The sequence below is a fragment of the Megasphaera micronuciformis F0359 genome, from assembly GCF_000165735.1.
Classification (GTDB): Bacteria; Bacillota; Negativicutes; order Veillonellales; family Megasphaeraceae; genus Megasphaera; species Megasphaera micronuciformis.
Genome location: NZ_GL538177.1, coordinates 87413 through 112169, shown reverse-complemented (window position 1 = coordinate 112169; position 24757 = coordinate 87413). Strand labels below are relative to the sequence as shown.

At 44.7% G+C, this 24757-nt stretch carries 25 protein-coding genes and 1 other annotated feature; of the genes, 12 read left to right on the top strand and 13 right to left on the bottom strand.

Features of this window, described 5'->3' with window-relative positions:
* Positions 1-162: 162 nt before the first annotated feature.
* Positions 163-2040, top strand: coding sequence for a carbon starvation CstA family protein (locus HMPREF9429_RS00710; RefSeq protein WP_006940868.1), 1878 nt, complete (start codon positions 163-165; stop codon positions 2038-2040).
* 107 nt (positions 2041-2147) lie between these two features.
* Entirely contained in the window at positions 2148-3068 is a 921-nt protein-coding gene (locus HMPREF9429_RS00705; protein WP_040773087.1) for a 4Fe-4S cluster-binding domain-containing protein, read from the top strand.
* A gap of 39 nt (positions 3069-3107) precedes the next feature.
* Here the strand turns inward: HMPREF9429_RS00705 and HMPREF9429_RS00700 are convergent, their stop codons facing one another.
* Positions 3108-4514 carry an FAD-binding oxidoreductase gene (locus tag HMPREF9429_RS00700; protein WP_006940866.1) on the bottom strand — a complete coding sequence of 469 codons (1407 nt, stop codon included), beginning with the start codon at positions 4512-4514 and terminating at the stop codon, positions 3108-3110.
* Positions 4515-4602: 88 nt separating this feature from the next.
* On the opposite strand from HMPREF9429_RS00700, the gene HMPREF9429_RS00695 reads away from it, so the two are divergent.
* A complete protein-coding gene (locus HMPREF9429_RS00695; protein ID WP_006940865.1) occupies positions 4603-5340 on the top strand; it encodes a gamma-glutamyl-gamma-aminobutyrate hydrolase family protein in 738 nt (245 codons plus the stop codon).
* A 33-nt stretch (positions 5341-5373) separates the two neighbouring features.
* Here HMPREF9429_RS00695 and HMPREF9429_RS00690 read toward each other — a convergent pair whose 3' ends face one another.
* The 5 genes from HMPREF9429_RS00690 to HMPREF9429_RS00670 all read right to left on the bottom strand — a co-directional run bounded on the left by HMPREF9429_RS00690 (position 5374) and on the right by HMPREF9429_RS00670 (position 9864).
* Positions 5374-6660, bottom strand: a complete 1287-nt coding sequence (locus tag HMPREF9429_RS00690; protein ID WP_006940862.1) for a DUF445 domain-containing protein — start codon at positions 6658-6660, stop codon at positions 5374-5376.
* Between the two features lies 1 nt (position 6661).
* Positions 6662-7927: a DUF445 domain-containing protein gene (locus HMPREF9429_RS00685; RefSeq protein WP_006940859.1), complete on the bottom strand. Its 1266-nt coding sequence runs from the start codon at positions 7925-7927 to the stop codon at positions 6662-6664.
* Positions 7928-7965: 38 nt separating this feature from the next.
* Positions 7966-8661: an MBL fold metallo-hydrolase gene (locus tag HMPREF9429_RS00680; protein WP_040773084.1), complete on the bottom strand. Its 696-nt coding sequence runs from the start codon at positions 8659-8661 to the stop codon at positions 7966-7968.
* A 169-nt stretch (positions 8662-8830) separates the two neighbouring features.
* Positions 8831-9166 (bottom strand): branched-chain amino acid transporter permease, encoded by a 336-nt coding sequence (locus tag HMPREF9429_RS00675; protein WP_040773110.1) that lies wholly within the window; start codon positions 9164-9166, stop codon positions 8831-8833.
* Positions 9166-9864, bottom strand: a complete 699-nt coding sequence (locus tag HMPREF9429_RS00670) for an AzlC family ABC transporter permease (protein WP_006940853.1) — start codon at positions 9862-9864, stop codon at positions 9166-9168. The genes HMPREF9429_RS00675 and HMPREF9429_RS00670 overlap by 1 nt, the downstream gene beginning before the upstream one ends.
* A 177-nt stretch (positions 9865-10041) precedes the next feature.
* Positions 10042-10264, top strand: a binding site (T-box leader).
* Between the two features lie 47 nt (positions 10265-10311).
* Between HMPREF9429_RS00670 and cysE the strand changes: the two genes are divergently transcribed.
* Both cysE and cysK read left to right on the top strand, forming a co-directional pair.
* Positions 10312-11007, top strand: a complete 696-nt coding sequence (cysE, locus tag HMPREF9429_RS00665; RefSeq protein WP_040773081.1) for a serine O-acetyltransferase — start codon at positions 10312-10314, stop codon at positions 11005-11007.
* 139 nt (positions 11008-11146) lie between these two features.
* Positions 11147-12082 carry a cysteine synthase A gene (cysK, locus tag HMPREF9429_RS00660; RefSeq protein ID WP_006940849.1) on the top strand — a complete coding sequence of 312 codons (936 nt, stop codon included), beginning with the start codon at positions 11147-11149 and terminating at the stop codon, positions 12080-12082.
* A gap of 52 nt (positions 12083-12134) precedes the next feature.
* Here the strand turns inward: cysK and HMPREF9429_RS00655 are convergent, their stop codons facing one another.
* The 6 genes from HMPREF9429_RS00655 to HMPREF9429_RS00630 are packed head-to-tail and all read right to left on the bottom strand — an operon-like array spanning position 12135 to position 16162.
* On the bottom strand, positions 12135-12431 hold the full coding sequence (locus HMPREF9429_RS00655; RefSeq protein WP_006940847.1) for a GIY-YIG nuclease family protein: 297 nt from the start codon (positions 12429-12431) through the stop codon (positions 12135-12137).
* Positions 12431-12907 (bottom strand): peptidylprolyl isomerase, encoded by a 477-nt coding sequence (locus tag HMPREF9429_RS00650; protein ID WP_006940845.1) that lies wholly within the window; start codon positions 12905-12907, stop codon positions 12431-12433. Before HMPREF9429_RS00650 ends, HMPREF9429_RS00655 begins: the two co-directional genes overlap by 1 nt.
* Positions 12908-12935: 28 nt before the next feature.
* Positions 12936-13898, bottom strand: a complete 963-nt coding sequence (locus HMPREF9429_RS00645) for a M23 family metallopeptidase (RefSeq protein ID WP_006940843.1) — start codon at positions 13896-13898, stop codon at positions 12936-12938.
* A 12-nt stretch (positions 13899-13910) separates the two neighbouring features.
* Entirely contained in the window at positions 13911-14435 is a 525-nt protein-coding gene (locus HMPREF9429_RS00640; RefSeq protein ID WP_040773078.1) for a DUF4446 family protein, read from the bottom strand.
* Positions 14436-14493: 58 nt separating this feature from the next.
* Positions 14494-15396: a ParB/RepB/Spo0J family partition protein gene (locus tag HMPREF9429_RS00635; protein ID WP_006940839.1), complete on the bottom strand. Its 903-nt coding sequence runs from the start codon at positions 15394-15396 to the stop codon at positions 14494-14496.
* Positions 15386-16162 carry a ParA family protein gene (locus tag HMPREF9429_RS00630; RefSeq protein WP_040773076.1) on the bottom strand — a complete coding sequence of 259 codons (777 nt, stop codon included), beginning with the start codon at positions 16160-16162 and terminating at the stop codon, positions 15386-15388. The genes HMPREF9429_RS00635 and HMPREF9429_RS00630 overlap by 11 nt, the downstream gene beginning before the upstream one ends.
* Positions 16163-16314: 152 nt before the next feature.
* Here HMPREF9429_RS00630 and HMPREF9429_RS00625 point away from each other — a divergent pair, with 152 nt between their 5' ends.
* Positions 16315-16971: a hypothetical protein gene (locus HMPREF9429_RS00625; RefSeq protein ID WP_006940837.1), complete on the top strand. Its 657-nt coding sequence runs from the start codon at positions 16315-16317 to the stop codon at positions 16969-16971.
* Between the two features lie 62 nt (positions 16972-17033).
* Here HMPREF9429_RS00625 and HMPREF9429_RS00620 read toward each other — a convergent pair whose 3' ends face one another.
* The gene (locus HMPREF9429_RS00620; protein WP_006940836.1) at positions 17034-18317 is read right to left on the bottom strand and encodes an adenylosuccinate synthase; all 1284 of its coding nucleotides are present in this window, start codon (positions 18315-18317) and stop codon (positions 17034-17036) included.
* 225 nt (positions 18318-18542) lie between these two features.
* Between HMPREF9429_RS00620 and HMPREF9429_RS00615 the strand changes: the two genes are divergently transcribed.
* The 6 genes from HMPREF9429_RS00615 (at position 18543) to HMPREF9429_RS00590 (ending at position 24744) form a co-directional block, all read left to right on the top strand.
* Positions 18543-19649, top strand: a complete 1107-nt coding sequence (locus HMPREF9429_RS00615; protein ID WP_040773074.1) for an NADH:flavin oxidoreductase — start codon at positions 18543-18545, stop codon at positions 19647-19649.
* Between the two features lie 51 nt (positions 19650-19700).
* Positions 19701-20450, top strand: coding sequence for a hypothetical protein (locus tag HMPREF9429_RS08795; RefSeq protein ID WP_006940834.1), 750 nt, complete (start codon positions 19701-19703; stop codon positions 20448-20450).
* Positions 20422-20841 (top strand): GerW family sporulation protein, encoded by a 420-nt coding sequence (locus HMPREF9429_RS00605; RefSeq protein ID WP_006940833.1) that lies wholly within the window; start codon positions 20422-20424, stop codon positions 20839-20841. Before HMPREF9429_RS08795 ends, HMPREF9429_RS00605 begins: the two co-directional genes overlap by 29 nt.
* A gap of 105 nt (positions 20842-20946) precedes the next feature.
* Positions 20947-21375, top strand: a complete 429-nt coding sequence (locus HMPREF9429_RS00600; RefSeq protein WP_006940832.1) for an OmpH family outer membrane protein — start codon at positions 20947-20949, stop codon at positions 21373-21375.
* Positions 21376-21646: 271 nt separating this feature from the next.
* Positions 21647-21961: a metal-sensing transcriptional repressor gene (locus HMPREF9429_RS00595; RefSeq protein WP_040773073.1), complete on the top strand. Its 315-nt coding sequence runs from the start codon at positions 21647-21649 to the stop codon at positions 21959-21961.
* An 8-nt stretch (positions 21962-21969) separates the two neighbouring features.
* The gene (locus tag HMPREF9429_RS00590; protein WP_006940830.1) at positions 21970-24744 is read left to right on the top strand and encodes a heavy metal translocating P-type ATPase; all 2775 of its coding nucleotides are present in this window, start codon (positions 21970-21972) and stop codon (positions 24742-24744) included.
* Positions 24745-24757: the final 13 nt, after the last annotated feature.

The following is a 24757-nucleotide window of genomic DNA, read 5'->3' as shown; positions in this document are numbered from 1 at the left end:
TTACTATATACAATATATGGTATATTTAATGTGGCATTACCTCTTTTAGTCGCCTTTCGTACTATCTTTCACTTGTCTTTTCAGGGCGGTAGTATATAATATAGCTGATATATATAGTTAATGTAACATATATATGTATTTTCAGAAGGAGGTTCACTTAATATGAACGGCTTGTTTCTAGTCATTATTTCAGCATTAGTCTTTGTATTGGCATACCGTTTCTACGGTGCATTCATTGCAACTAAAGTGCTTGCAGTAAACCAATATAAAGTAACTCCTGCATTCCGTTTTGAAGACGGTCATGACTACGTACCGACAAACAAATACGTTGTTTTCGGTCATCACTTCGCAGCCATTGCCGGTGCCGGTCCTTTGGTCGGTCCTGTCATTGCTGCTCAGTTCGGGTACTTACCCGGCGCATTGTGGATTCTTATCGGCGGCGTTTTAGCCGGTAGTGTTCATGACATGGTTATTCTTTTTGCATCTATGCGTTATGACGGTAAATCCATTGCCGAAATTGCTAAACACCAAATGGGCGGCAGTATCGGTTTGGTAACGTCTCTTGCCGTACTCTTCCTTAACATCCTGGCTATGGCAGGTATGGCCGTTGTTATCGTTAATGCTTTGCATGACAGCCCTTGGGGTACGTTTACTATCGGTATGACGATTCCTATCGCTGTATTTATCGGTATTTACATGCATTATTTACGTCCCGGTAAAATCCGTGAAGGTACGGTTATCGGTGTCGTTCTTACCTTACTCGCCGTTGTCCTCGGCCCGTCTGTAGCTGCCAGCCCCACTTTGGCGCCTCTCTTTACAATCAGTGCTCACGGCATTGGCGTATTACTCATTATCTACGGCTTTGTCGCTGCCGCAATGCCGGTTTGGATATTACTGGCTCCGCGTGACTACTTGTCTACGTACATGAAAATCGGTACTATCGGTGCTTTGGCTCTCGGCATTATCATCGTTATGCCGACCATCCAAATGCCGGCTGTAACACAGTTTGTTTCCGGCGGCGGCCCTGTTATTACGGGTCCTGTTATTCCGTACATCTTTATTACCATCGCTTGCGGTGCTATTTCCGGATTCCACTGCATGATCAGTACAGGTACGACACCGAAGATGCTCATGAACGAACGTTCCATCCTGCCTGTCGGCTACGGTGCTATGCTTACGGAATGTTTTGTCGGCATGATGGCATTAATCGCGGCAACAAGCTTAATTCCTAACGACTACTTTGCAATCAACTCGACAGCAGAACACTTTGCAGCACTCAACATGCCTGTAGTTGATTTGCCTCAGCTCAGCCATATGGTCGGTGAAGACGTTGCTCATCGTCCGGGCGGTGCCGTTTCCTTGGCAGTCGGCATGGCATTCATCTTCTCCAGCATTCCCGGTCTTGATCACCTCATGAACTACTGGTATCACTTCTGTATCATGTTCGAAGCATTGTTCATTATGACAATCCTCGATGCCGGTACTCGTGTCGGTCGTTACATGTTGCAAGAACTTATCGGTCGCGTAGTTCCGAAGTTTGCCGACCCCCACTGGCTCCCCGGTGCATTGATTGCATCCGCTCTCATCTCCGGTGCTTGGGGCTACATTGTACTTCAAGGTAACTTATCCACCATTTGGCCGATTTTCGGTGTATCGAACCAGTTGCTGGCCATCATTACCCTTGCCGTATCCTCTGTTGTTATCTGCAGCATGGGTAAGGCACGCTACCTCTGGGTAACGATTATCCCCTGGGTATTCCTCACGGTTGTTATCTTCTACGCAGACTTCCTGAACATGTTTGAAATCTACTTACCGAAGGGTGAATGGTTGCTCTTTAGCGTATCTGCAATCATGGCTGTCTTCGTTATTATCATCAGCATTGCTTCGATTCGTAAATGTATCTACCTCGCTAAGACAGTTCCGGCAAGCTATGATACTACAGAAACAGTAGAAGCTGTCGAACTCAAACGTTTGAAGGAAATGGAAAACAGCGATCCTGCTGCTAAACACTTTGATGAAGAAACGGTAGAAGTACACTAATTCGTTATACGACTACCTTGCATCTGAAAGAGGTCGACCTTATACTAAGGTCGACCTCTTCTTTTATGAAAAAACATGAAAACCAGCTAACAAGGATAGGTAAGACCATGGAAGATTCTCAGACCTTAATTTGTAATGATTGCCCCCGAAATTGTAATATGGCACGTTCCCTCTACGCAAATGCCGTGCCGCTGAAAACAGGGTTTTGCCGTAAAGCCTTTCAACCTACTGTGGCCAGAGCCGCACTGCATCATTGGGAAGAACCGTGCATTAGCGGCACAAACGGATCGGGTGCCGTTTTTTTCGGAGGGTGCAACTTACAATGCGTTTTTTGTCAAAATGCGGAAATCAGTCATCAAGATTCAGGCATTGCCGTAACCCCTGAAATCCTAAAAAAGATCTATACCGATCTCATCTCTCAAGGAGCACATAATATCAATCTGGTCACACCGACTCATTACATACGAGCCGTAACCGAAAGTCTGGATACCCACTTGTCGGTTCCGGTGATCTATAATTGTGGCGGTTATGAAAAGATTGAAACCATACGTCTTTTAAAAGACAAAATTCAAATTTGGCTACCCGACTTAAAGTATCTAGACGAGGCTGTAGCCACTCGCTATGGTGCCGCTTCCGACTATCCCCGGGTAGCTACAAGAGCTATCAAAGAAATGTACGAACAAACCGGACCCTTTGAGATGGATGACCGGGGATTGTTGACGCGTGGCATTATTATTCGGCACCTTATTTTGCCGGGAAACACGGAAAACTCCAAACGAGTCATAGATTGGGTGGAAAACAACTTTTCAGAAGGCCAGGTCCTATTCAGCCTTATGCGCCAGTACACACCGCACGGTAAGGCTCATGAGTATCCGGAAATCGCTCATCCTTTGACAACTGCCGAATACAAACAAGTAGAACAATACTTGTTTTCGACGGCCATTGAAGACGGCTTTGTACAGGAAGAAGAAAGTGCCGACAGTCGCTTCATTCCGAAGTTTGACGGCACAGGCGTCCCTGCAAAATAAAGGGCAGCCCACACACTCATACTGCAAGGGCTACCTTTTTTATCCATCAATATCAAAAATTTTTCCGGGGTTCAAAATTAAATCCGGATCCCAAGCCTTTTTCAGAGCCCTCATTAATTCAAGCTCCACAGGGTCCGTATACGTTAACATAAAGCCCTTTCTGACAGTTCCTATACCGTGCTCTCCTGAAATCTTACCACCTTTGGCATAGACGGCGGTATAAGCTTCTTTTTCGTATTCTGCCAAACGTCGTTCCCATTCTGCATCAGTCAGTCCGTTTCTTAAAATATCCAAATGAATATTGCCGTCTCCCGCATGACTTACGCCGCGAAAACACAACCCCGTACGTTCACCGATATTCTGCACTTCCTGAAGAAGCTCTGCAATACAATCCGGAGGGACAACAAAGTCTTCCATAGCGACAGGCCCTTCTGCCCCGGAGGCTTCGGAAAAAATTTTTCGTGCCCTCCAAATTTTATCGGCATCGGCCATAAAAACATCTGTGGCCCCGCAGGTCCGGCATATTTCATCAACTTGCATACAAATAGCGTCAGCCTCATCTTCATTACGGCAATCTATCTGAATGATCATATAATTACCCTTTTCAGACGCTACTTGTCGCTCTCCTGTAAAACGCTCTACGGCCCGTATCGATTCATTATCCATAAATTCCAGACAAGTTGTCTCTATCCGATTTTTAGGTAAGACGGTTACCAGTGACAACGCCTCCTGTGCCGATGAAAAAACAGACAGTATATGGACGCTTACAGGGGGCAAGGGAACCAGCCGGACAGTAACTTCCGTAATAATTCCCAAAGTCCCTTCAGCTCCGATAACAACTTTTTCTAAAGCATATCCGGTAGAGGACTTTTTCAGGCGACCGCCCAATTCGACAATCTCCCCTTTAGGCGTTACCATTTTAACAGCATAAACCTGATCTCGTGTCGTCCCGTACTTTACGGCACGATTGCCGCCGGCATTTGTAGCCGCATTACCGCCTATAAAGCAACTGTCACCGCTACAGGGATCCCCGGCATAAAGAAGTCCCTTTGCAGCGGCCATTCTCTGCAAATCCGCTGTAATAACCCCTGCTTCGACACGTGCATACAGGCACTCGTCATTAATTTCCAAAACGGCATTCATGCGTTCTGTCGACAATATAATGCCTCCATATTTATTAGCCACAGCCCCGCCTTCAAGACCTGTTCCGGCACCGCGGGGAATGACGGCTATATGGTATTTGACAGCCATTTGCATCACAGCGGCTACCTCTTCTGTCGTGGCCGGTAATACCACGGCTTCGGGCAATCTATAAGCTTTACGCTCCGCCCCCTCATCTTGACCGTACAAGACAAGTCTGTCCTTTTCCGTCAGCACATACTTATTCCCTACAATAGCGACCAAGTCCTTAATTATATTCTCATTCACAACCGTATAGGTTTGCATGATTTTCCCCCTTTATTACATTGACACACGGCCTGAGCCTATGCTAGAATCACTGACACTGTAAATTAATTGAAACGAGGCGATTCATATGTTAAGACCCCTTATCGGAATTAGCGGAAATTGTTTTGACACCCGCCCAGATCCCCTTCGTTCAGGTGTTAACGATGCCTATATCCGTGCAGTTACCGATGCCGGCGGTACACCCTTTATCCTCCCGTATACGGATGATACGGAAGCTGTGGAAAATATGATATCTCATTTAGACGGACTGCTTTTATCAGGTGGGCAAGATATCTATCCTCCCCGCTACGGTGAAGATGTATTACCGAAATGCGGACCCCTAAATCCCGGAAATGATCGCTTTGACTTTCTGCTCCTTGAATCGGCAGAAAAGAGAAAGCTACCGATTCTGGCAATTTGCCGCGGCCTACAAGTTGTGAACGTCTTCCACGGCGGTAACTTGTATCAAGATATCTCCTATATGCCCGAAGAATCCGTTGCCCATAATTTAAAAGGAAATCGAGATCTTCCGGCACATACCATAATGATTGAAGCCCACTCTCGATTACAAGACATTTTAAAAAAGACGGAATGGTCTGTCAATTCGCTACATCATCAAGCCGTAAAAGAGGTCGGCAAAGGTCTGGTCGTAACGGCCCGAGCCAAAGACGATGTAGTAGAAGCTTTGGAGCTGCAAGACTATCCTTATTTACAAGCCTATCAATTTCATCCTGAAGAAATGTATGCCTCCAACTACTTCGCCAAACAACTCTTTTATGATTTCATAAAAGAGTCTGCTAAATATATGATCAGTCCTCTTAAATAACAGAAAAGCCATGGATTTTTCCATGGCTTTTTCTTATGAAAGGAAGAACGCTCGGATAAAAGGGGCTACGTGAGGAGCATAAAGACCTTCTACAAAGCCGAAGACCAGAAGGCCGATAACTGAGCCTACCAGGGCCCCGTTAATGCGAATCCACGCCAAATCTTCACCAACTTTATTTTCCAAGAATTCGTTGAATTTACGCTTATCAAACCCCGACAATACTTCACGTACGGCGACACCGATAAGAGAGTGTTCGTGTTCGAGCACCACTTCAACACAGCGACGAATCTGATCATCGAGCCATTGCTTGATTTCCGGATGTTCATTGCAGTAGTCCAAATAATTCATAAACTCACTTTCCAACAAATCCTGCAACTTTTCCTTACCTATAGGACCTGTGGCAAAATAGCTCTGACTGGTTTTATAGGTGGCCTTAAACCATTTTTCAATGGGTAGAGAATCAACAAATCTATCTTGCCAACTCTGTACCGTATACGTAAGCTGCCCGTTCATGGAGTACAGGCGCATTTCCAGCTTTCGGCACAACCACTGCCGTTTAACAGGATCCGCTTTTTCCCAACTCGTAAGCCAGGCCAACAGACCGCTTTGTACATCAGCGGCTATCTTGCTCATATCGACCATACCCGTAAAGCGATTAAGCATAACAATAACATGAGGTGTCGTCTTCGATTCGTTCAGCCATTCCTTTAACGATTGTTCTAAAATTTTTCTGAATCCGTCCGTAGCGACACCTTCTTTTAATAGGCCTATTCCATCATCCAATAAGTGACTCTGCTCGTCTTCTAACAGGGCTATGAATCGATCCTGCACTATAGTTAATAAAGGTTGCCGTTTCAAATAATCGCGAATATGGCGGATAATCGTTTCCTGCGTATCTTCTTTACCGGTATATGTATAAATCTGTTTAGCCCCTTCATACAGAAGGTTACGAAACCGTTCTCTACCTTCAGTCGTATCCAACCACTTATTAAAAGTTTCGACAAAGGAGATTTTATACAATTTTTCACGCCACATATGAGGCTGTAAAAGCTTTTCCGACACAATTTGTGTCATGCCGTCTATAATTTGATTGCGATGTGTATGCACCAATTCCGTGTGCCACGGAAAGCCGAGAGGCTTTTCAAATAAAGCCGTAACGGCAAACCAGTCGGCAATACTGCCGATTAAAGCCGATTGAAAGACAAACAGGGCCAACTTTATGCCAAGTGTTACTTCATGGGTACACCAATACCAGAAAACACCGAAAAAGCAGATGAAAGACAAGGCCAAAATCAAATCCGCCCGTTGACGATAATTCATACTATTGGCCTCCCTTCGCAATGAACATTCCGATATAAATAAGCGTTCCCAAAGCAGCCCCTACCAGAGAGCCGTTAATACGTATCATCTGCAAATCATACCAAACACCGGATTCTAACTGCTTTGCCAAAACACCGGTATCATACTTGAGAATTTCTTCTTCCGCCGTCTTACCGAACCATTCCTGCACTCGCTTCAGCTCTCTTGCCGCTAAAGCCAGAATATAGCGATTTAACTGATCTACCTGGTCAGGGCTTGATTTCCACGACTCCAACCGTTCAATAGCATATGAAGCAGCTGAATAGCAGACCCGACTCTGACGATCTTCATCCAGTACATAACGCTGCCAAGCTTCCTTCATATCCGGTCGAGAAATTAAATGCCTGTAAAACCGAATCTTATATGCCTCAATACGTTCTTGCCATTCCTGATTGTGTTCTAACCGATCGGCTTGCTTCCAAATAAAGCTTACAACCGCTTCTCGCTCAGGCGTACCTTTTACCTTCACTTGTGCCAATTTTTCTCTTAGCTTGCGTTGCAAAACCGTAGCTACGTTTTCGGGACTGAATACATCACTGGCCAGTGCCGCTTTGACAACAAGAGCATAGACAAAGTTCCGTTTTTCATATTGATGTAATGATTCTTTATAAATATCTCCGATATATGCATGTAAAGTCTTGCTTTCAGTCAACTGCTCGCCCGTGAGAACAACAAAATCCACAAAAGCATCTCCCGCTTCACCCGAAAGACCGGCCTTAACGGCCTTGGACATCATGGGCGCAATATGAATCCGTTCAATAGCCCCTTCTCCATAGCGAGAAAATGCTTCGACAATGGCTCGTAAATCAACGGTATACAAGAAGGTGTTCAGCACTTGTCCCAAAACGCGTTCAGCCGACTGAAATCCTTCTTTTGTATGTAAATAAGTTAAACTGGCTTCCAATACAGGATGATTTTTCAGCACCGAATACATATTAGAAACCGTCAAAATCTCGCTGACAATCATATGTCGGGCCGTTTCAGCAATACGCGTCTTACTGCGAGGAATCAGAGCTGTCTTGAAGGAAATGCCCAAAGGCTTGCGAAACAAGGCCGTAACAGCATACCAATCGGCAAGACCGCCGATAAGAGCCGCTCCGCTCAAATGAGAAAGCAATCCACCCCAAAAGAAATCTTCCATAGGAAATGAAATGAGAAAACAAAGTGCCGCCCCTATCAATATATAATCGGCAATATGCGTGCGTCGCCGACGTATCTCTTCTGCCATAATATCCTCCTCACATATGCCTGCCTATCCACAAGTGCCTACCACTGACGGCTGTCTCCGTCTTTCTGCGGTATCCACAAGGGCGTACTCCCGTACTTCTCGGTAAATTCCGCCGACGGGTCCCACACGGCTCCGAAATAATGCATAGGTATCAAGCATAAGTCTACTTTTACTTGATTTAAAAAGGCTGAAACACCCCATTCACGAGTACGGCCCAAGCGTGCGTCTACAGGAAAAAAGGCCAAATCCGTTTCACCGATATCCAGTCGACTCATTTCCCGTGCAAACAGTTTATCCGCTTCTCGTCTGTCAGCTTCAGTATCTCCGTCCCAATGCCAGTGATTCAAATCTCCGGCATGAAAAATTCGTAACCCGTCCGTTTCTACATAAAAGGAGCCTCCTTCGTCGGTAGAGCCGAACTCATGCACATATACATTATCTTCACGCCACTCTTCATAAGGCCTCAGAACGACTGTTTTTTTGTCCTTCCACGCCGATAACGGTACGGTTGCATCCGTAATACGTCGAGCCGTCACATCCGAAAAATTGACTATATACGGATTGAAGTGATCGGCATGACTATGGCTGACAAAAAACCAAAAAGGCTTTTCCCCTGCCTGTAATCTCGGCAATACCTTTTCCGGATCCTTATAATAATCAAAAATCAGTACCTTCGTATCCGTTTCGACTGCAAAACCGCTATGGTTCAAATAATACACTTTCACAAAAGTCATTAATTCCTCCGGCATCAAAATAGTACCTGCTACTATCACTATATTATAACAATCAGAATGTAAAGACTCAACACCTATGCCCATTCCTGTACATGAGAGTTTGTCGACGTTTCTCGTTGGGAATATATCTAAAAACACCCCTCCCGAAAAAAGCTTCGGAAATTTTTATTTATAAAAATACAGTCTGAACCAATACCATATAGCACAAGGTACCGACAAACATGCTGATAAGAAAGTTTTTCTTATATAAATGAACCCCAATGGTTACAATCAGTGCCAGCCCTTCAGGAATTCCGTTTGGCCAAGTCATAAGACTGACGTCCTTCAACGCATAAACAACCAACATCCCCATAACAGCGGCGGGCAACACCTCTCCTAAATACGTAACGACATCAGGCAACTTCCCGTCCCGTTTATGGGCAAAAAGTAAAAAGGGCGAGAACCGTGTAACCCAGGTACCGAAAGCCACTATAAAGATTGTCCACATCATCTGTTCACTAGTCATCATGAGCAATCCCCCCCTAAGCGGTAACGTAGTAAAAACACAAAAAGTATACCCGCCATAGCCGGTATCAGAAAGGAAGCGGGACCGCATATGAATAGGGCTACCAAGGTAATAGCCAGCCCCATAATACCGCATTTTGCCGATTTGGAGCGGCACAGATCCAAAAAAAGAACAACAAACATAGCTGTCAACACAAATCCAATCCCCTTAAGCGGCAAAAAGGTCAGTGTACTTCCGGCTATAGAACCGATTAAAACACCCATAAACCAATATGCCTGATTCAGCAATGTAACCCAAAAATAAAACCAACCTTCATCAATATTTTCAGGGACCTCCGTAGTTACATTAACAGCAAAGCTTTCATCACACATCCCATAAATGAGGTACGGTGTTTTCCAACCTTTTCCCCTATACTTACCGAGCATCGTGATCGCGTAAAATAAATGCCTACCATTTACCATAAGAGCCATAATAAAGGCTCCCACGGGATCAAAGGGTTGAAATAACAGCGTCACTGTAATAAATTCCATAGACCCGGCAAAAATAAGCAAACACATAATAAGGGGGTACCCTAAAGGTAGCCCCTGTGAAACGGTAAATAACCCGTACGTAAGGCCAATAAATAAAAAACCGGCAGCAATAGGCACAGTTAGTGGAAAGGCAAATCGTAATGCCCGTAAAACAGTTTGTGACAACATGATTGTCTCCTTCCATTACTTTATAAGATATAACGTACATCAAAAATCAGGCTAAATCAATAGATATACAAACTACCATAGCATAGGAGAAAATTATAAATATACTGAATTTATAAAAATATATTTTATTCTTGACAATTCTTATAACGACGTATAGAATTACAGTTAATTTCACAAGTACATGCAATGACCGAAACAAGTACACATATGTACGGGTCACACAGAGAGTATCGGCCACCGGCTGAAAACCGATACAGCAGCCCACTTATGTCGAATGCCTTCGGGAGCAGGATTATCGAACAACAGTAGATAGTCCCGTATGACTGACGTTACAAGTCCTTGAGTGGTAATCAATATATGATTACAATCAGAGTGGAACCGCGGATTCGACGTCTCTGTGAGACGACGGGTCTTTTTTTATACTCTTTTATCAGGAGGTTGTACTACGTGTTTTCAAGATTACGTAAAGATATTCAAGTAATCAAAGATCGAGATCCGGCTGCTAAAAACGTGGCGGAAATCTTGCTTTGTTACGCCGGTCTACACGCAATTTGGGCACACAGACTCTCTCATTTTTTTTACCGTCACGGTTATTTTGTTACGGCTCGCCTTATTTCCAACATAGCCCGCTTCTTTACAGGCATCGAAATCCATCCCGGTGCCCGCATCGGCGAAGGACTTTTCATCGATCACGGTACAGGCATTGTCATTGGAGAAACAACGATTATCGGCAATAATGTATCACTCTACCAGGGGGTTACCCTCGGCGGCACAGGCAAGGAAAAGGGGAAACGGCACCCGACCATAGAAGACGGTGTGGTCGTTGCCAGCGGAGCTAAGGTTCTCGGTTCTTTTACCGTCGGAGAAGGCTCAAAAATAGGTGCCGGCTCGGTCGTCTTAAGAGAGGTTCCGCCATATTCAACAGTCGTCGGCATTCCGGGGCATATCGTTTCACAGCGGGGCAAGCGAATTCGCCGAGTACTTACGGAACAGGATATTGACTTGGATCATACCAGTCTTCCCGATCCGTTGGAAGAGGAAATTGCCGAGCTGAAGCAACAAGTGTGCTTTTTACAAAAGCGCCTGAATGATTTGGACTCATGGAACGCCAACATTCGTCATAATACGGCACATCATCAATAGTGCCGATCGTATTGCAAGGGGGAAGCGATAACTATGGAACAACTATTTGAAAAATTTATTCTCTGTAAGCGATGTTGTCGCCTCATAGGCAGAGAATAATTAACTATATTTCGCTAAGATATAAAAGGAGACATTTATCATGACAAAAATAGCTACTTCTACATTAGATTTAATCGGACGTACACCCTTACTCGAACCGCAACGTTATAACAAACAAACTCAAAGCCTTGCCAGAATTCTTGTTAAAGCCGAAGCTTTTAATCCGGCGGGCTCCGTAAAAGACCGTATTGCCAAGGGCATGGTTGAAGCGGCTGAAAAAGAAGGTCTGCTAAAAGAAGGCTCCGTAATCATTGAACCGACTAGTGGTAACACGGGTATCGGTTTAGCGGCCGTCGCAGCGGCTAAGGGCTACCGCATCATTTTGACCATGCCGGAAACCATGTCGGCCGAACGCCGTAAACTCATGTCCGCTTACGGCGCCGAAATCGTACTTACGCCCGGTTCTACAGGAATGCAGGGGGCTGTCGACAAGGCCGCAGAATTGGCAAAAGAAATCCCCGGATCCTTTATTCCCGGCCAGTTTACCAATCCCGTAAATCCTCAGGTTCATTTTGAAACAACAGGTCCGGAAATTTATGAAGATACTGACGGAAAAGTAGATATCTTCATTGCCGGTGTCGGTACAGGCGGTACCTTATCAGGTACCGGTAAGTACTTAAAGAGCAAAAATCCCGCCGTCAAAGTCGTTGCCGTCGAACCGACCGGTTCGCCTCTACTTTCCGAAGGCCATGCCGGCCCTCATAAGATTCAAGGTATCGGTGCCAACTTCATTCCCGATACCTTAGATACAAAAATTTATGACGAAATAGTTACGGTCGACAATGATGCGGCATTCAAAACGGCTCAAGCATTTATTAAAGCGGAAGGCTTCCTCATCGGCATCTCCGGCGGGGCAGCCGTATATGCCGCAACCGAATTGGCAAAACGCCCGGAAAATGCCGGTAAAACCATCGTCGTTGTTTTACCCGACAGTGGAGATCGTTATCTCTCCACCCCCGGTTTTATTGAAGAATAAGCACTATAAAACGAACAGGTACCTTCAAAGAAGGTACCTGTTTTTTATATTCTCATGTGTGCGCTTTATTATCAGTCTGATCCATTGCCAGTTCCAACTGCCGGCCGGTAGGTGATAAAAGTCTGGCTTTCTTACTTCTCGGCCATTTCTTAATACGAGCTTCCCAATGCATAGCTTCGTGTTTATCTGTAAAAGCCTTTTGCCACACCAGTTCAACAGGGCGGCGGGAAGCCGTATATTTAGCCCCTTTACCGCTGTTATGAGTAGCAATCCTTCGTACTGTGTCCGTCGTATATCCCGTATAAAAGGTTCCATCGGCACACCGAAGCATATACGTGTAATATAGCATTAGAGACTGTCCGTAATTATAACGGATTCCAAAACAACGTCTTGTACCGGACGATCTGCACCGGACGTCTTTACATGGCTGATTTTTTCAACTACATCATAATTCTCTACAACCTTACCGAAAATAGAATGGTGATTTTGCAACCACGGGGTAGGAACTACCGTAATAAAGAATTGTGAGCTTCCCGTATTCGGACCTGCATTGGCCATAGCCAAGATACCCGGCTCCGCAAACGTAAGGCCGGGAGCGAATTCGTCAGGAATCATTTCATCGGAACCGCCGAATCCCGTTCCTTCAGGATCGCCACCTTGAATCATAAAGTCTTTAATAATACGATGGAAAATTGTCCCGTCATAAAATTTTTTGTCTGCCAATTTTTTAAAGTTACCCACCGTAATCGGAGCTTTATCGGCAAAAAGTTCTACTGTAAAGTCTCCTTCGTTAGTTTTAAATTTTGCATACAATGTTTTTTCCATTATAAAAATCCTCCTGAAATATTATCTGTTACGGTAAAAACAAGATGGGATTAGTTGGGGATCCGTTTACCCGTACTTCATAATGGACATGCGGCCCCGTGCTGTTTCCCGTACTGCCGGCCAGAGCTATAATATCACCCGTCTTTACTTCCTGCCCTTCTACGACAAGAAGCATAGAGTTGTGTCCGTACCGAGTAACAATTCCGTTACCATGGTCGATTTCAACCAGATTGCCGTAACCTGAAACCCAGCCGGCAACCGTAACCTTACCTGATGCCGTAGCCCGCACAGGCGTACCGTATTCAACACCGATATCGATGCCTTCGTGGAAGGAACTTGCCCCTGCCATAGGGCTTGTCCGATATCCGTACTGGGACGTAATCGTTCCGTTTACAGGCCAAATAGAGGGATACGTAGATGCGCTATACTTACTTGTCGACTGCTGCATATGAATAACTTGCTGTCCCGCCGTATCGCCAAGTACTGTTTTTAGCGTAATAAAGCTGATAATTCGGGCATTACTCTTTGTTTCCAAACGGGAGGCAGCGTGCAGTAATTCATTATATCCGGCATGTGATAAATCTTCGCTTTTCTTTTTTTGGCCTGCTACGCTGCCCTCACCTTTTGGGGATTCACCGGCGCCGGCGCCTTTAACCATCTGGCGGAGCTCTTGATCCAAAGAGTCCATTTTATCCATTTTTTCTTCCAGTGATGTAGTCTTATCTCTTAACAGTTCTAACTGCTGTTGATGCAGTTCTTCCTGTTCTCGCATAGTCGTATATGATACAAGCCCGAAAACAAAGGCTATAAGAAGCACGGCCCCTACAATAACAACTATGAGAGCCGTTATTTTATATTTCCTGTATCGTTCAGGCGAAAGAACTACCGGCTCTTCCGGAGCTTCCAGCGCCTTCATACTACGCAATTTCATTTTGAGCCCGCAAGACTTTGCGGTTTCAATGAACTGTACCACCTTATCCTTAGCGTCCAAAAAATCGCCTTCCTATCCCTTTTGTACCGGACTGACCGTTCCGGTATAACGTAATGCATCGGCAAGGCTTTCTTTTTCTTCCTCACTCATGCTGTATAGACACTTACCGTCAATAATAGGCTTTGCAAAAATACGCGACTCATTTCGACCATATACACTCGACAAGCAGAATCCGTCATTCTTGCCGTCTAAAATAGTAAAAGCAAAACTCAGATTGTTACCTATATTATCAAAAGCATTATATTTAACAAAGCCGATTTTACGAAAGCATTGATTTTGCATGGATAAGATATCCTTCTGCGTACTGTGCATTAAGTCCAGAGACCCTCTCAACTCCTGTAGTTCCGCAACATCTGCATGCAATTTCGCCTCCAGGCTTTGTCCTATCTCATCTTGCATGAAAAAAGTGTACTTTTTCTGTAATTTCACAAGACGATAATTTAAAAGACCGATGTAGATGAGTAAGAGCAACAAAAGTACGATAACAGCTCCGCCGCCTGCCCATAAAAAGATTTCCGTATCCAATCCTTCAAACATAAGCTCTTTCCTCCCTATATCAAAAAACAGGTCCTGCAACAGACCCGTCTTATGCACGTTATACCGTAAAAGAGAGGCCGTCTTGCATCGTTTCCTGTGTATTGGTTTCTGTTAAAAGAGACATTAATCGCTCAAATTCCGCTTCCGAAGCAAAGGAAATTTCGATTTTCCCTTTATTTTTCTTATTAATACGAATGGCCACATTCGTACCGAAGTGCATTTTCAGTCGATCCCGCAATGCCTCTACATGGGCATCGGCCGGCGGTACATCTGAACGTCCTTGGGAACCTTCCAGTAAGTGCTTAACAAACTGCTCCGCCTGACGGGCATTCAATCCGGCCGTAGCAATGTGTAAAGCCGCCTTCTTTTGCACACTTTCTTCCGACAAGGCCAATAAAGGTCGTGCTTGCCCCATGGTCAGTACCCCGGCCTCCACCGCTTTGAGCACAGCCGGCGAAAGACCTAAAATCCGCATCAAATTTGCTACATGCGAGCGACTCTTACCGACCTTCTCCGCCAATTCCTCCTGCGTCCAACCGTTCATATCAATAAGAACTTTATAGGCAGTCGCTTCTTCGACAACGTTAAGATTTTCGCGTTGAATATTTTCAATTAAAGACACTTCTGCCGCCACACGGTCTTCATATGTTCGCACAACAACCGGAACCTGAGTGAGACCTGCCGCCTTGGCGGCTCGCCAACGACGTTCTCCGGCAATAATTTCATATCGCCCTTCTCCGACAGCGCGTACAACCAAAGGTTGTACAATGCCGTATGTGCGTATAGATTCGCTCAATTCCTGTAAAGCCTGCTCATCAAAGATACGCCGTGCCTGCTGCGAATTCGGCACAACAGATGCCAAAGGGAGTTCCGTAACGGCACCGTGTAAGGTCGTGTTCGTCTCCTTATCTCTGAAAAGAGCATTTACCCCTTTGCCCAATCCGCCCTTTTTAGCCGACACGTCTAATCACCTCTCTAGCCAACTTCTTATATACAGCCGCCCCCTTGGACGAGGGAGCATAAGTCGTAATGGGTTCTCCGAAGCTGGGTGCTTCGCCGAGACGAACATTACGCGGAATAATTGTATTAAATACACGGTCTTTAAAATACTTACGCACTTCATCGGCTACTTGTAAGGATAAGTTGGTCCTGCCGTCATACATGGTTAAAAGCAATCCGAGAACGGACAGCCTGCGATTCATATCCGCACTGATGCGTCGAATCGTTTCCGTCAGCTGTGCCAATCCTTCCAAAGCATAGAACTCACATTGCACGGGAATCAAAACAAAGTCCGCAGCAACCAGAGCATTAACAGTCAATAAATCCAAAGATGGCGGACAATCTATAATAATATAGTCGAAATCCTTACCCTTCGGGGTCACAACACCCTGTAGGGCTTTTTGTAAGATATATTCTCTTTCTTCCAAATTAACCAGTTCCACAGTAGCACCGGCCAAGTCCATCGTTGCAGGTGCCACAAAAAGACGTTTAATATCCGTACTTACGATAATGTCGTTCATGGTCCGGTTGCCGATTAATGCATCGTAAGTTCCCCCGTCAAGGGTCGTTTTATCGACGCCTAAGCCGCTCGTCGCATTCCCTTGGGGATCCAAATCAATAATTAAGGATTTTTTTCCCGCTTCTGCCAAACATGCGCTTACATTAACGGCTGTCGTAGTCTTACCAACGCCGCCTTTTTGGTTGGTTACGGCTATTATTCGCGCCACCGGATTCACCTCACTGTCCCCACATCATATCTACAGTCTATCGTATAGTATAGCATAAAGCCGCTTATTATACGATAGATTTTCTCCTTCTACCCCCGACTTCACTACAATGCTATAATACAAATATATATATGTATTGAAAGGAGATTACTATGGTAACAACAGCACTTCATATAGATACAGTCGACGAAAAACGTCTCCAATATCGCCTGTCGGAACGAAACCTTACAGGTCTTGATACTTCCACTATAAAAACGGCGGTTCAAACCCTTCTCCCTCTTATAAATGCAAAAGGAATCTATGATGAACTCCCTTACGACTTATGCACCGACAGCTTTGGCGGAAAAGCACCTTTTGCCGTAGAAGGAGAACAAATTATTCCTTTCCTGCAGCAAGCGGAAACAATTATAGCCATGTCCGTCACCTTGGGCAAAGACATTGATGATTACATCGACAAATTTTTTACTTCCGGAGATTTTGCTACCGGCATGCTCGCCGACTGCACAGCTGCCGCAGCTCTGGATACGCTTTTAAATAGATTGACGGAAATCATTGATATCACGTATTCTCGCGATGAATTGAAAACAGCTTGGCGTATTTGCCCGGGTGAAGGTGATTTCCCCCTGTCACAACAAATCGAAATTCTAGCCTCTCTACAGTCCGAAGAAATCGGAGTCACCGTCTCACCGGGACGCATGATCAGTCCGCGTAAAACCTTAACAGCCTTGGCCGGCCTTCGCTCATTACAAGGAGGATGCAGTTCCTGCAGCGGCTCTTGTAACGGTTGCAGTGCCTGCGGCGAAGAATAATAAAAGCATCTCTTGCCGGCGGCATACTTTGTGCCGTCTTGCAAGAGATGCTTTTTGCATCCTTAAAATACGTCGTGCAACACCATCGTCTGAGACCGGTCGGGACCAACTGAAACAATTCCCAGAGGAACCCCGACAAGTTGGCTGATTCGTTCTACATAATAACGGGCATTTTCGGGCAATTCATCATAAGACTTACAACCTGAAATATCCGTCTTCCAGCCGGGCAATTCTTCGTAAACAGGCTCTACATCCTGAAGTACCTTCAAGCTTTCCGGGTATTCTTTCAATTCAATACCCTTGTACATATAGCCTTTACAAATGTTAATTGTATCCAATCCGTCTAAAATGTCTAACCTCGTAATTGCCAAGTAATCGAGGCTATTCAACATGGCTGCATAGCGAACAACGACAGAATCGAACCATCCGCAGCGACGGCTACGCCCGGTTACGGTACCGAACTCATGTCCCGTTTCACGCAGGTATTCACCGATTTTATTGTTCTGCTCTGCCGGGAAGGGACCGGCCCCGACACGAGTCGTGTAAGCCTTAACGACACCGATAATATTACTCATCATACGCGGGCCTACGCCGGATCCGACACAAGCTCCACCGGCCGTAGGGTTGGAACTCGTTACGAAGGGGTACGTACCGTGATCCAAATCGAGCATCGTAGCCTGAGCCCCTTCAAACAAAACTTTTTTACCTTCCTTAATATATTGGTTCGCCGAATATTCCGTATCCTTTACATACGGACGAATACGTTCAGCTAACGCCGTGTATTTAGTAAAAATTTCTTCAAAGTCAAAGCCTTCACAGTTGTAGTATGTCGCAAAAAGTCGGTTCTTTAATTCTAAGTTTGTCTTTAATTTTTGATAGAATACGTCACGATCCATCAAGTCGCCGATGCGAATACCGACGCGGTTAATCTTATCCGCATAGCAAGGACCGATGCCATTTTTAGTCGTACCGATTTTATCATCACCGCGCAGTTTTTCATCTTCTTCATCTATGCGAATATGATACGGCATAATAACATGGGCACGTGTTGAAACTTCCAATTTACTGATCGTAACACCTTTTTTAACCATTCCGTCAATTTCTTCTAGAAGAACTTCCGGATTTACAACAACACCGTTACCGATGATACATGTTTTTTCGGAAAATAAGATGCCCGACGGTAAGAGCCGTAATGCGAAGGATTGGCCGTCTGCCACCACTGTATGACCGGCATTATTACCGCCTTGTGAACGAATAACCACATCAGCTTTTTGTGCCAAATAATCAACAATCTTACCTTTACCTTCGTCACCCCACTGGGTTCCCAGTACCATAGCCGTCGCCATCTATTCAACATCCCTTCAAGTGTATATGTTCACTATATCAAACACTTAGTATTATACATTAAAAGTTTGTAAATTCATACCTTATTTACAGGCCCCGACCTCCACAGAAGAGCTGTTCCCGTGCTTACAATGAATTTTCCCTTATATTATTAGCTTTTTGCAATCATTTACGCTATAATGGATAAACGTATTGCTATAATTTTGCGGTCTAAGGAGAGAACCATTATGTTATTTGATAAAACTCAAATCGGCGGTATTGATGCGAAGTGCCGCATCATTCGTTCCGCTACTTTTGAGGGTATGGCCGATACCAACGGATTCCCGACGGAACGGCTACTTCAAAATTATGCTACCTTAGCCGATGGCGGGAGCGGAATCATCATTACGGGAATGATGGCAGTCAGCCCGATGGAGCCGCATCAACACAGCCAAATTCGAATCAGTTCGGATAATTGTATCGAACCGTTACAAAAGCTTACTACCTGTGTACACGAACACGGCGGTAAAGTAGTAGCACAATTAGTTGTCATGGGTTCCGCCATCGCATTACCGGAGGGTTCTGTAAAAGCCATAAGCCCCAGCGGAATTCAAGAAAAAGTGGTAACGACGGAAGGCCCTTTGCATATATTGGAAACAAAAGAAATAAAACAGCTCGTACAAGACATGGCAAAGGCTGTCGTTCGTGCTCGTAAAGCCGGTTTTGACGGCATTCAGATTCATGGTGCCCACGGTTACTTGGCAAGTAAATTTCTAACGCCTTACTTTAATCATAGAACCGATGAATACGGCGGCAGTTTAGAGAATCGAGCTCGTTTTCTTATCGAATGTATTATGGCGGCTCGAACTGTCGTAGGCCCCGACTATCCCCTGTGGCTTAAATTAAACAGTGCCGATTACATGGAAGAGGGTGGCATGACCTTCGAAGAAAGCAAGGAAGTCATGTCTATGGCCGTATCTTCAGGAATTAATGCCATTGAAGTAAGTGGCGGAAATACGGCGTCTTTACCGCGCCAAGGCCCGATTCGTGCTATTCGTCGCACGAAGGAACCCATGTATTTTGCTTCTTATGCCGCAGAAGCAGCTACCGTATTAAAAGGTAAGGCCGACGTCGGTGTTGTCGGCGGTTTCCGCAACGTAAGTGATATGGAAACCTGTCTTGAGTCTACGGACATATCCTTTATCTCCTTAAGTCGACCCTTACTTCGCGAACCCGATTTACCTCGTCGTTGGAGAGCCGGCTCTCAAGATCCGGCTCTGTGTATTTCCTGCTCTCGCTGTTTTAAAGCGGAAAACGTAGACTGTATCTTTAACGAAAAAGCGGCCGACAACTAAACCGATTTATTTCTGCCGATACTTTTCATACCGTAAGAGGAGGCTCGTCTTATGGCGGTTTTGTTGATTATTATTACACTGCTGTTAATGCTTATCGTAACGATACTCTCCATACCGCTGACCTATACAGTTCGTCTATATATAACCTCGCCCTTTAAGGCGACAGCAACTGTAAACTGGTCAGGACGGGTCTTTTTGTTTTCCTTCCGTTATGTTCTCGGAAAAGCTCCGCTTCTGCGCTTATATATAAAAAGGGCGCGACACCGCTCGCCCCTTGCTGAACCGGATATAAATCAAGATTCGGAACTACTGAAAAATGATGCTGAAACGAGCGAAACGGATGCGGTAGAAAGGGCCGTTCAGGCAACTGTAAGGAACGAAGATGACAATGCCGGTGCGGCAAAAAAAGTCTCGCAAATACATGTGCACCTTCGTCCGCTTCTACTCAATCGAGAATTTGCCGTCCAAGTCCTGCTTTTGATCGGTCACATACTTCATCACTCCCGCTTGCGAACTTTTACTGCAAACGGTACTATAGGCATAGGCAGTCCTCACGAAACGGGAATCTTAGCCGGATGGCTTTATGCAACTATCCCGCAGAGTATTCACGAACTACAATTCAACTATTTGGAAAAAGAGTATAATGCCCGTCTTACCTCCAGTGGACGCATTATTCCGCTTATCCTGATTTTCTGCGTACTGCCTTTTATATTCTCACAACCTGTACGCCGTATTATACGTACTTATATTACACTCGGAGGTAAATACAATCATGTCCAACGAAGTAAAGACCAATCTTGAATCTATTTTTCAAAGTTTCCAGGAAATGATTAAAGTTGAAACAGTCGTCGGTGAAGCCCTGCATATCGGTGATGCCATCCTCGTCCCCTTTGTAGACGTAACCTTCGGATTCGGCTCCGGCGGTTTCGGCGGTAAAGGCGATACCGCTCACGAAAGTGCCGGCGGAGGAGGAGGCGCTAAGCTGGAACCTACGGCGATTCTGGTCATTAAAGGAGATCGTGTCGAAATGTTCTCTATTAAACAAGACGGGTATCATGCATCGGGGTTCGAAAAACTCTTAACCATGGCTCCGGAAATTATTGAAAAGATGAAGAAAGACAAATATATATATATTAAAGACGATGAAGAAACGGACATGGAAGCGCCTAATAAGGATGAAGAAGCACATTAAAAACTCTATCGTGTTACAAAGTACCAAAATCCATTGTGCTTTTCACCGTTCTTTGTTATAATGGGCAAATGAAAGACAATCTTTCGTTTCAGGAGGTATAGGAATATGAATTTGAAAAAACAACTTGCATCTTTTGCTGTAGTCGGTATGCTCGGCGTTGCTGCCGCAACTTCCGCGTTCGCAGCCGGCGTAGGCTATGTAAACTTTGATGCATTAATACAGGCTCACAAAAACTATCCGAAAGCTACGGCTCAAATGCAAAATGCCGTTAAAAAAGCTCAGGATGAATATAAGAGCAAGAGTGCAAAAATGACAACCGACCAACAGAGACAGGAACTTGGCAACAAACTCAGCCAAGACCTCAATAAGTTGGAATTTGATTTGCTCAACCCTATTCAGAAAGATATTCAGGATAAGGTTGAACAAGATCGCCAGGCAAAAGGTTTGGATGCTATCGTTGTTCAGGGATCCATCATTGCCGGTGCCGACAAAGCGGTTGACGAAACACAGGCAGTTGCCGCATTGCTGAAATAAGAAATTTCATTAAAAGCATGACGAATCATTTCGTCATGCTTTTTTATTTACCGATTTTATATTTTTGACTCGAAAATCGCCCTTCGTAAAATGGATTATAAGCCCTTATTTTTAATTTTAAATCCATTTATATGAAAAAGTATCATTTTTCGTTTAAACGCAAAATAAGGTCATTTTTCGCCCTTTTCCATTTTTTGAAAATAATTATTGACATATACCCCAGTGGGGTATATTATATTATTATTCTTAAATATATGTTTGGGAGGTTCACATGACAGAGAAAAAATCTTGCTCATGCATGGCTGATATAAAACATAAGCACAGAGAAGAACAAGAGTATAAACAGTTAGTCTGTCGCCTTAATCGAATTGAAGGCCAAGTCAGGGGTATCAAAAAAATGTTGGAAGAGGAACGATACTGTGTGGACATACTGACACAGGTCAGTGCCGTCCAGTCGGCATTGAATGCCTTCAATAAAGAACTCTTAGGCGAGCATATAAAGACTTGTGTAGTCAACGATATTCGACAGGGGAATGACGAAGTTGTAGACGAGCTGGTCTCATTACTGCAAAAAATGATGAAGTAGGTGATTATATGAAACATGAAAAGTTTATTGTAACAGGTATGACCTGCTCTGCCTGCTCCAGTCGTGTCGAAAAGACGGTTTCCCAATTAGAAGGCATGGAAAAAGCCAGCGTTAATTTACTGACCAACAGCATGCAAGTGGATTACGACGAAACAAAACTATCCTCCCAAGATATTGTTGATGCCGTTATCGGTGCCGGTTACGGAGCCTCATCCTCCGACCAACAACAAGCTGAGAATGTTGCTACTCCACCGACCGGCGGATCTTCAACAATAGTTGATGCTCTAAACGCCATGAAAAAACGGCTAATCCTATCCGTTCTTTTCCTCATTCCCACAATGTATGTATCATCGCACGGCCTATTTAAAGCCGTCTTCGGTTTACCTGTTCCGGATGCAGTCGCCCGTATTTTCGACGGTCCGGAAAATGCCATGATTTATGCATTTGCTCAATTTGTCCTGGTCTTGCCCATTATTTATTTAAATCGCCATTACTATATTAACGGCTTCCGCAATCTCTTTAAAGGGGCCCCCAATATGGACAGCCTCGTCGGCCTCGGCTCAGCGGCTTCCGCCCTTTTCGGTATTTTCGCTATATTTCGTATCGCTTGGGGACTCGGTCACAATGATTTAGTCTTAGTCGAATCATACAGTACAAACTTATATTTTGAGTCGGCCGGTATGATTGTTACCTTAATCACAGTAGGTAAATACATGGAAGCTCGTGCGAAAGGAAAAACAAGCCAAGCTATCGAAAAACTTATGGATTTAGCCCCTAAGGAAGCACGAGTTATTCGTAACGGCAAAGAATCAACAATTCCGGTAAGTCAGCTCCAAATCGGGGATGAAATCATCGTTCGCCCCGGTGAAAGTATTCCTGCTGACGGAGTCATTTCCGAAGGTACGACAAGTATTGATGAATCAGCCCTTACGGGTGAAAGCATTCCCGTTGACAAGCAAGTCGGTGACACCGTTACAGCCGCTACTATGAATAAGGCCGGATCCATTCATATGACAGCAAAACGAATCGGTGATGATATGACTATCAGTCAGATTATCCGTCTCGTCGATGAAGCAAGTAGCAGTAAGGCTCCTATTGCCAAAACAGCTGATAAAATTGCAGGCGTTTTTGTCCCTACAGTTATTACAATTGCCATTATTACGGCAGCCGTATGGTATTTCTTAATGGGGGCTTCCCTTGAATTCGCATTTTCTCTCGGCATTTCCGTTCTTGTTATTTCTTGCCCTTGTGCACTCGGACTGGCAACGCCGGTTGCCATCATGGTCGGTACGGGCAAGGGGGCTGAAAACGGAATTCTTATCAAATCGGGAGAAGCTCTTGAGTCGGCTCATTCCATTGACACAGTCGTAATGGACAAAACCGGGACTATTACGGAAGGAAAACCCGGTGTAACAGATGTCCTCCCTTTGAATACGGAGCTTCATAACCTTCTTTCCGTTGCCGTAGGCTTGGAAAATAAAAGTGAACATCCTTTAGGTGCCGCCATTGTTCAATACGGTAAAGATAAAAATATTGTTCCCGCTCCCGTATCGGACTTTACCGCCATTTTCGGCAAGGGTATTCGGGCCACTGTAAACGGTACGGCTTGGTATGCCGGAAATCGCCGCTTATTGGAAGACGTAGGAATTGATACGACTTCTGTTATCAACACCTTGAATCGCTTAGGCGATGAAGGTAAGACCCCCCTACTCTTTGCAACAGACAAAGCAATAGAAGGAATCATTGCCGTTGCCGACATGGAAAAAGAATCCAGCGCCAAAGCCATTGCTCTCTTCCGCCATATGGGTATTCAAGTAGTCATGCTCACAGGCGATAATGAACGCACAGCTAAAGCGGTACAACAGCGATTACAGATTCCCAAAGTTATTGCCGAAGTATTACCCCAAGATAAAGAAAAACATATTTCAGCCTTACAGGCGGAAGGACATCGAGTAGCCATGATCGGCGACGGTATTAACGATGCACCGGCACTTATGAAGGCCGATCTGGGTATTGCCATCGGCGCCGGCACAGATGTAGCCATTGAAAGTGCCGATGCCGTTCTTATGAAAAATGATCTTCTCGATGCCGTAACAGCTGTAAAACTTAGTAAGGCCGTTATTCGCAACATTAAAGAAAATCTTTTCTGGGCTTTCTTTTACAATGTCATCGGTATTCCCTTGGCTGCCGGAGTCCTCTATCCCTTATTCGGTATCAAACTCAGCCCCATTATCGGTGCAGGCGCAATGAGTCTCAGTAGCTTCTGCGTCGTCATGAATGCATTGAGGCTTCGCTTCTTTAAAGTAGAACACGGGGATGTTTCACGTGAAACAAACTCGAAAGATGCACAAACTCATACTGTTTCTACAACATTAGTTGTTGACGGCATGACGTGTGCCCATTGTCAAAAACGTGTAGAAGATGCTCTTACAGCAATTCCCGGTGTCGTCTCTGCAACTGTAGATTTATCCACAAATACGGCTATTGTCGAAAGTAAGCAGAATATACCCGCATCTGAATTCAATCGTGTAATTACAGATGCCGGCTATATATTAATATCTCCTAAGGAGGAAAAGAAAATGGAACAAGTGTTAAAAATTGAAGGTATGATGTGCGGCCATTGCCAAAAACATGTAGAAGAAGCCCTCTCTGCCATGGACGGGGTAACATCTGTAACCGTTGATTTAGAAGGTAAGAAAGCAACAGTTACAACAAACAAAGAAATTTCAACAGACCAATTCTCAAAAGTCATTGCTGATGCAGGTTATGAACTCGTAAAATAACACAGAAAAAGTC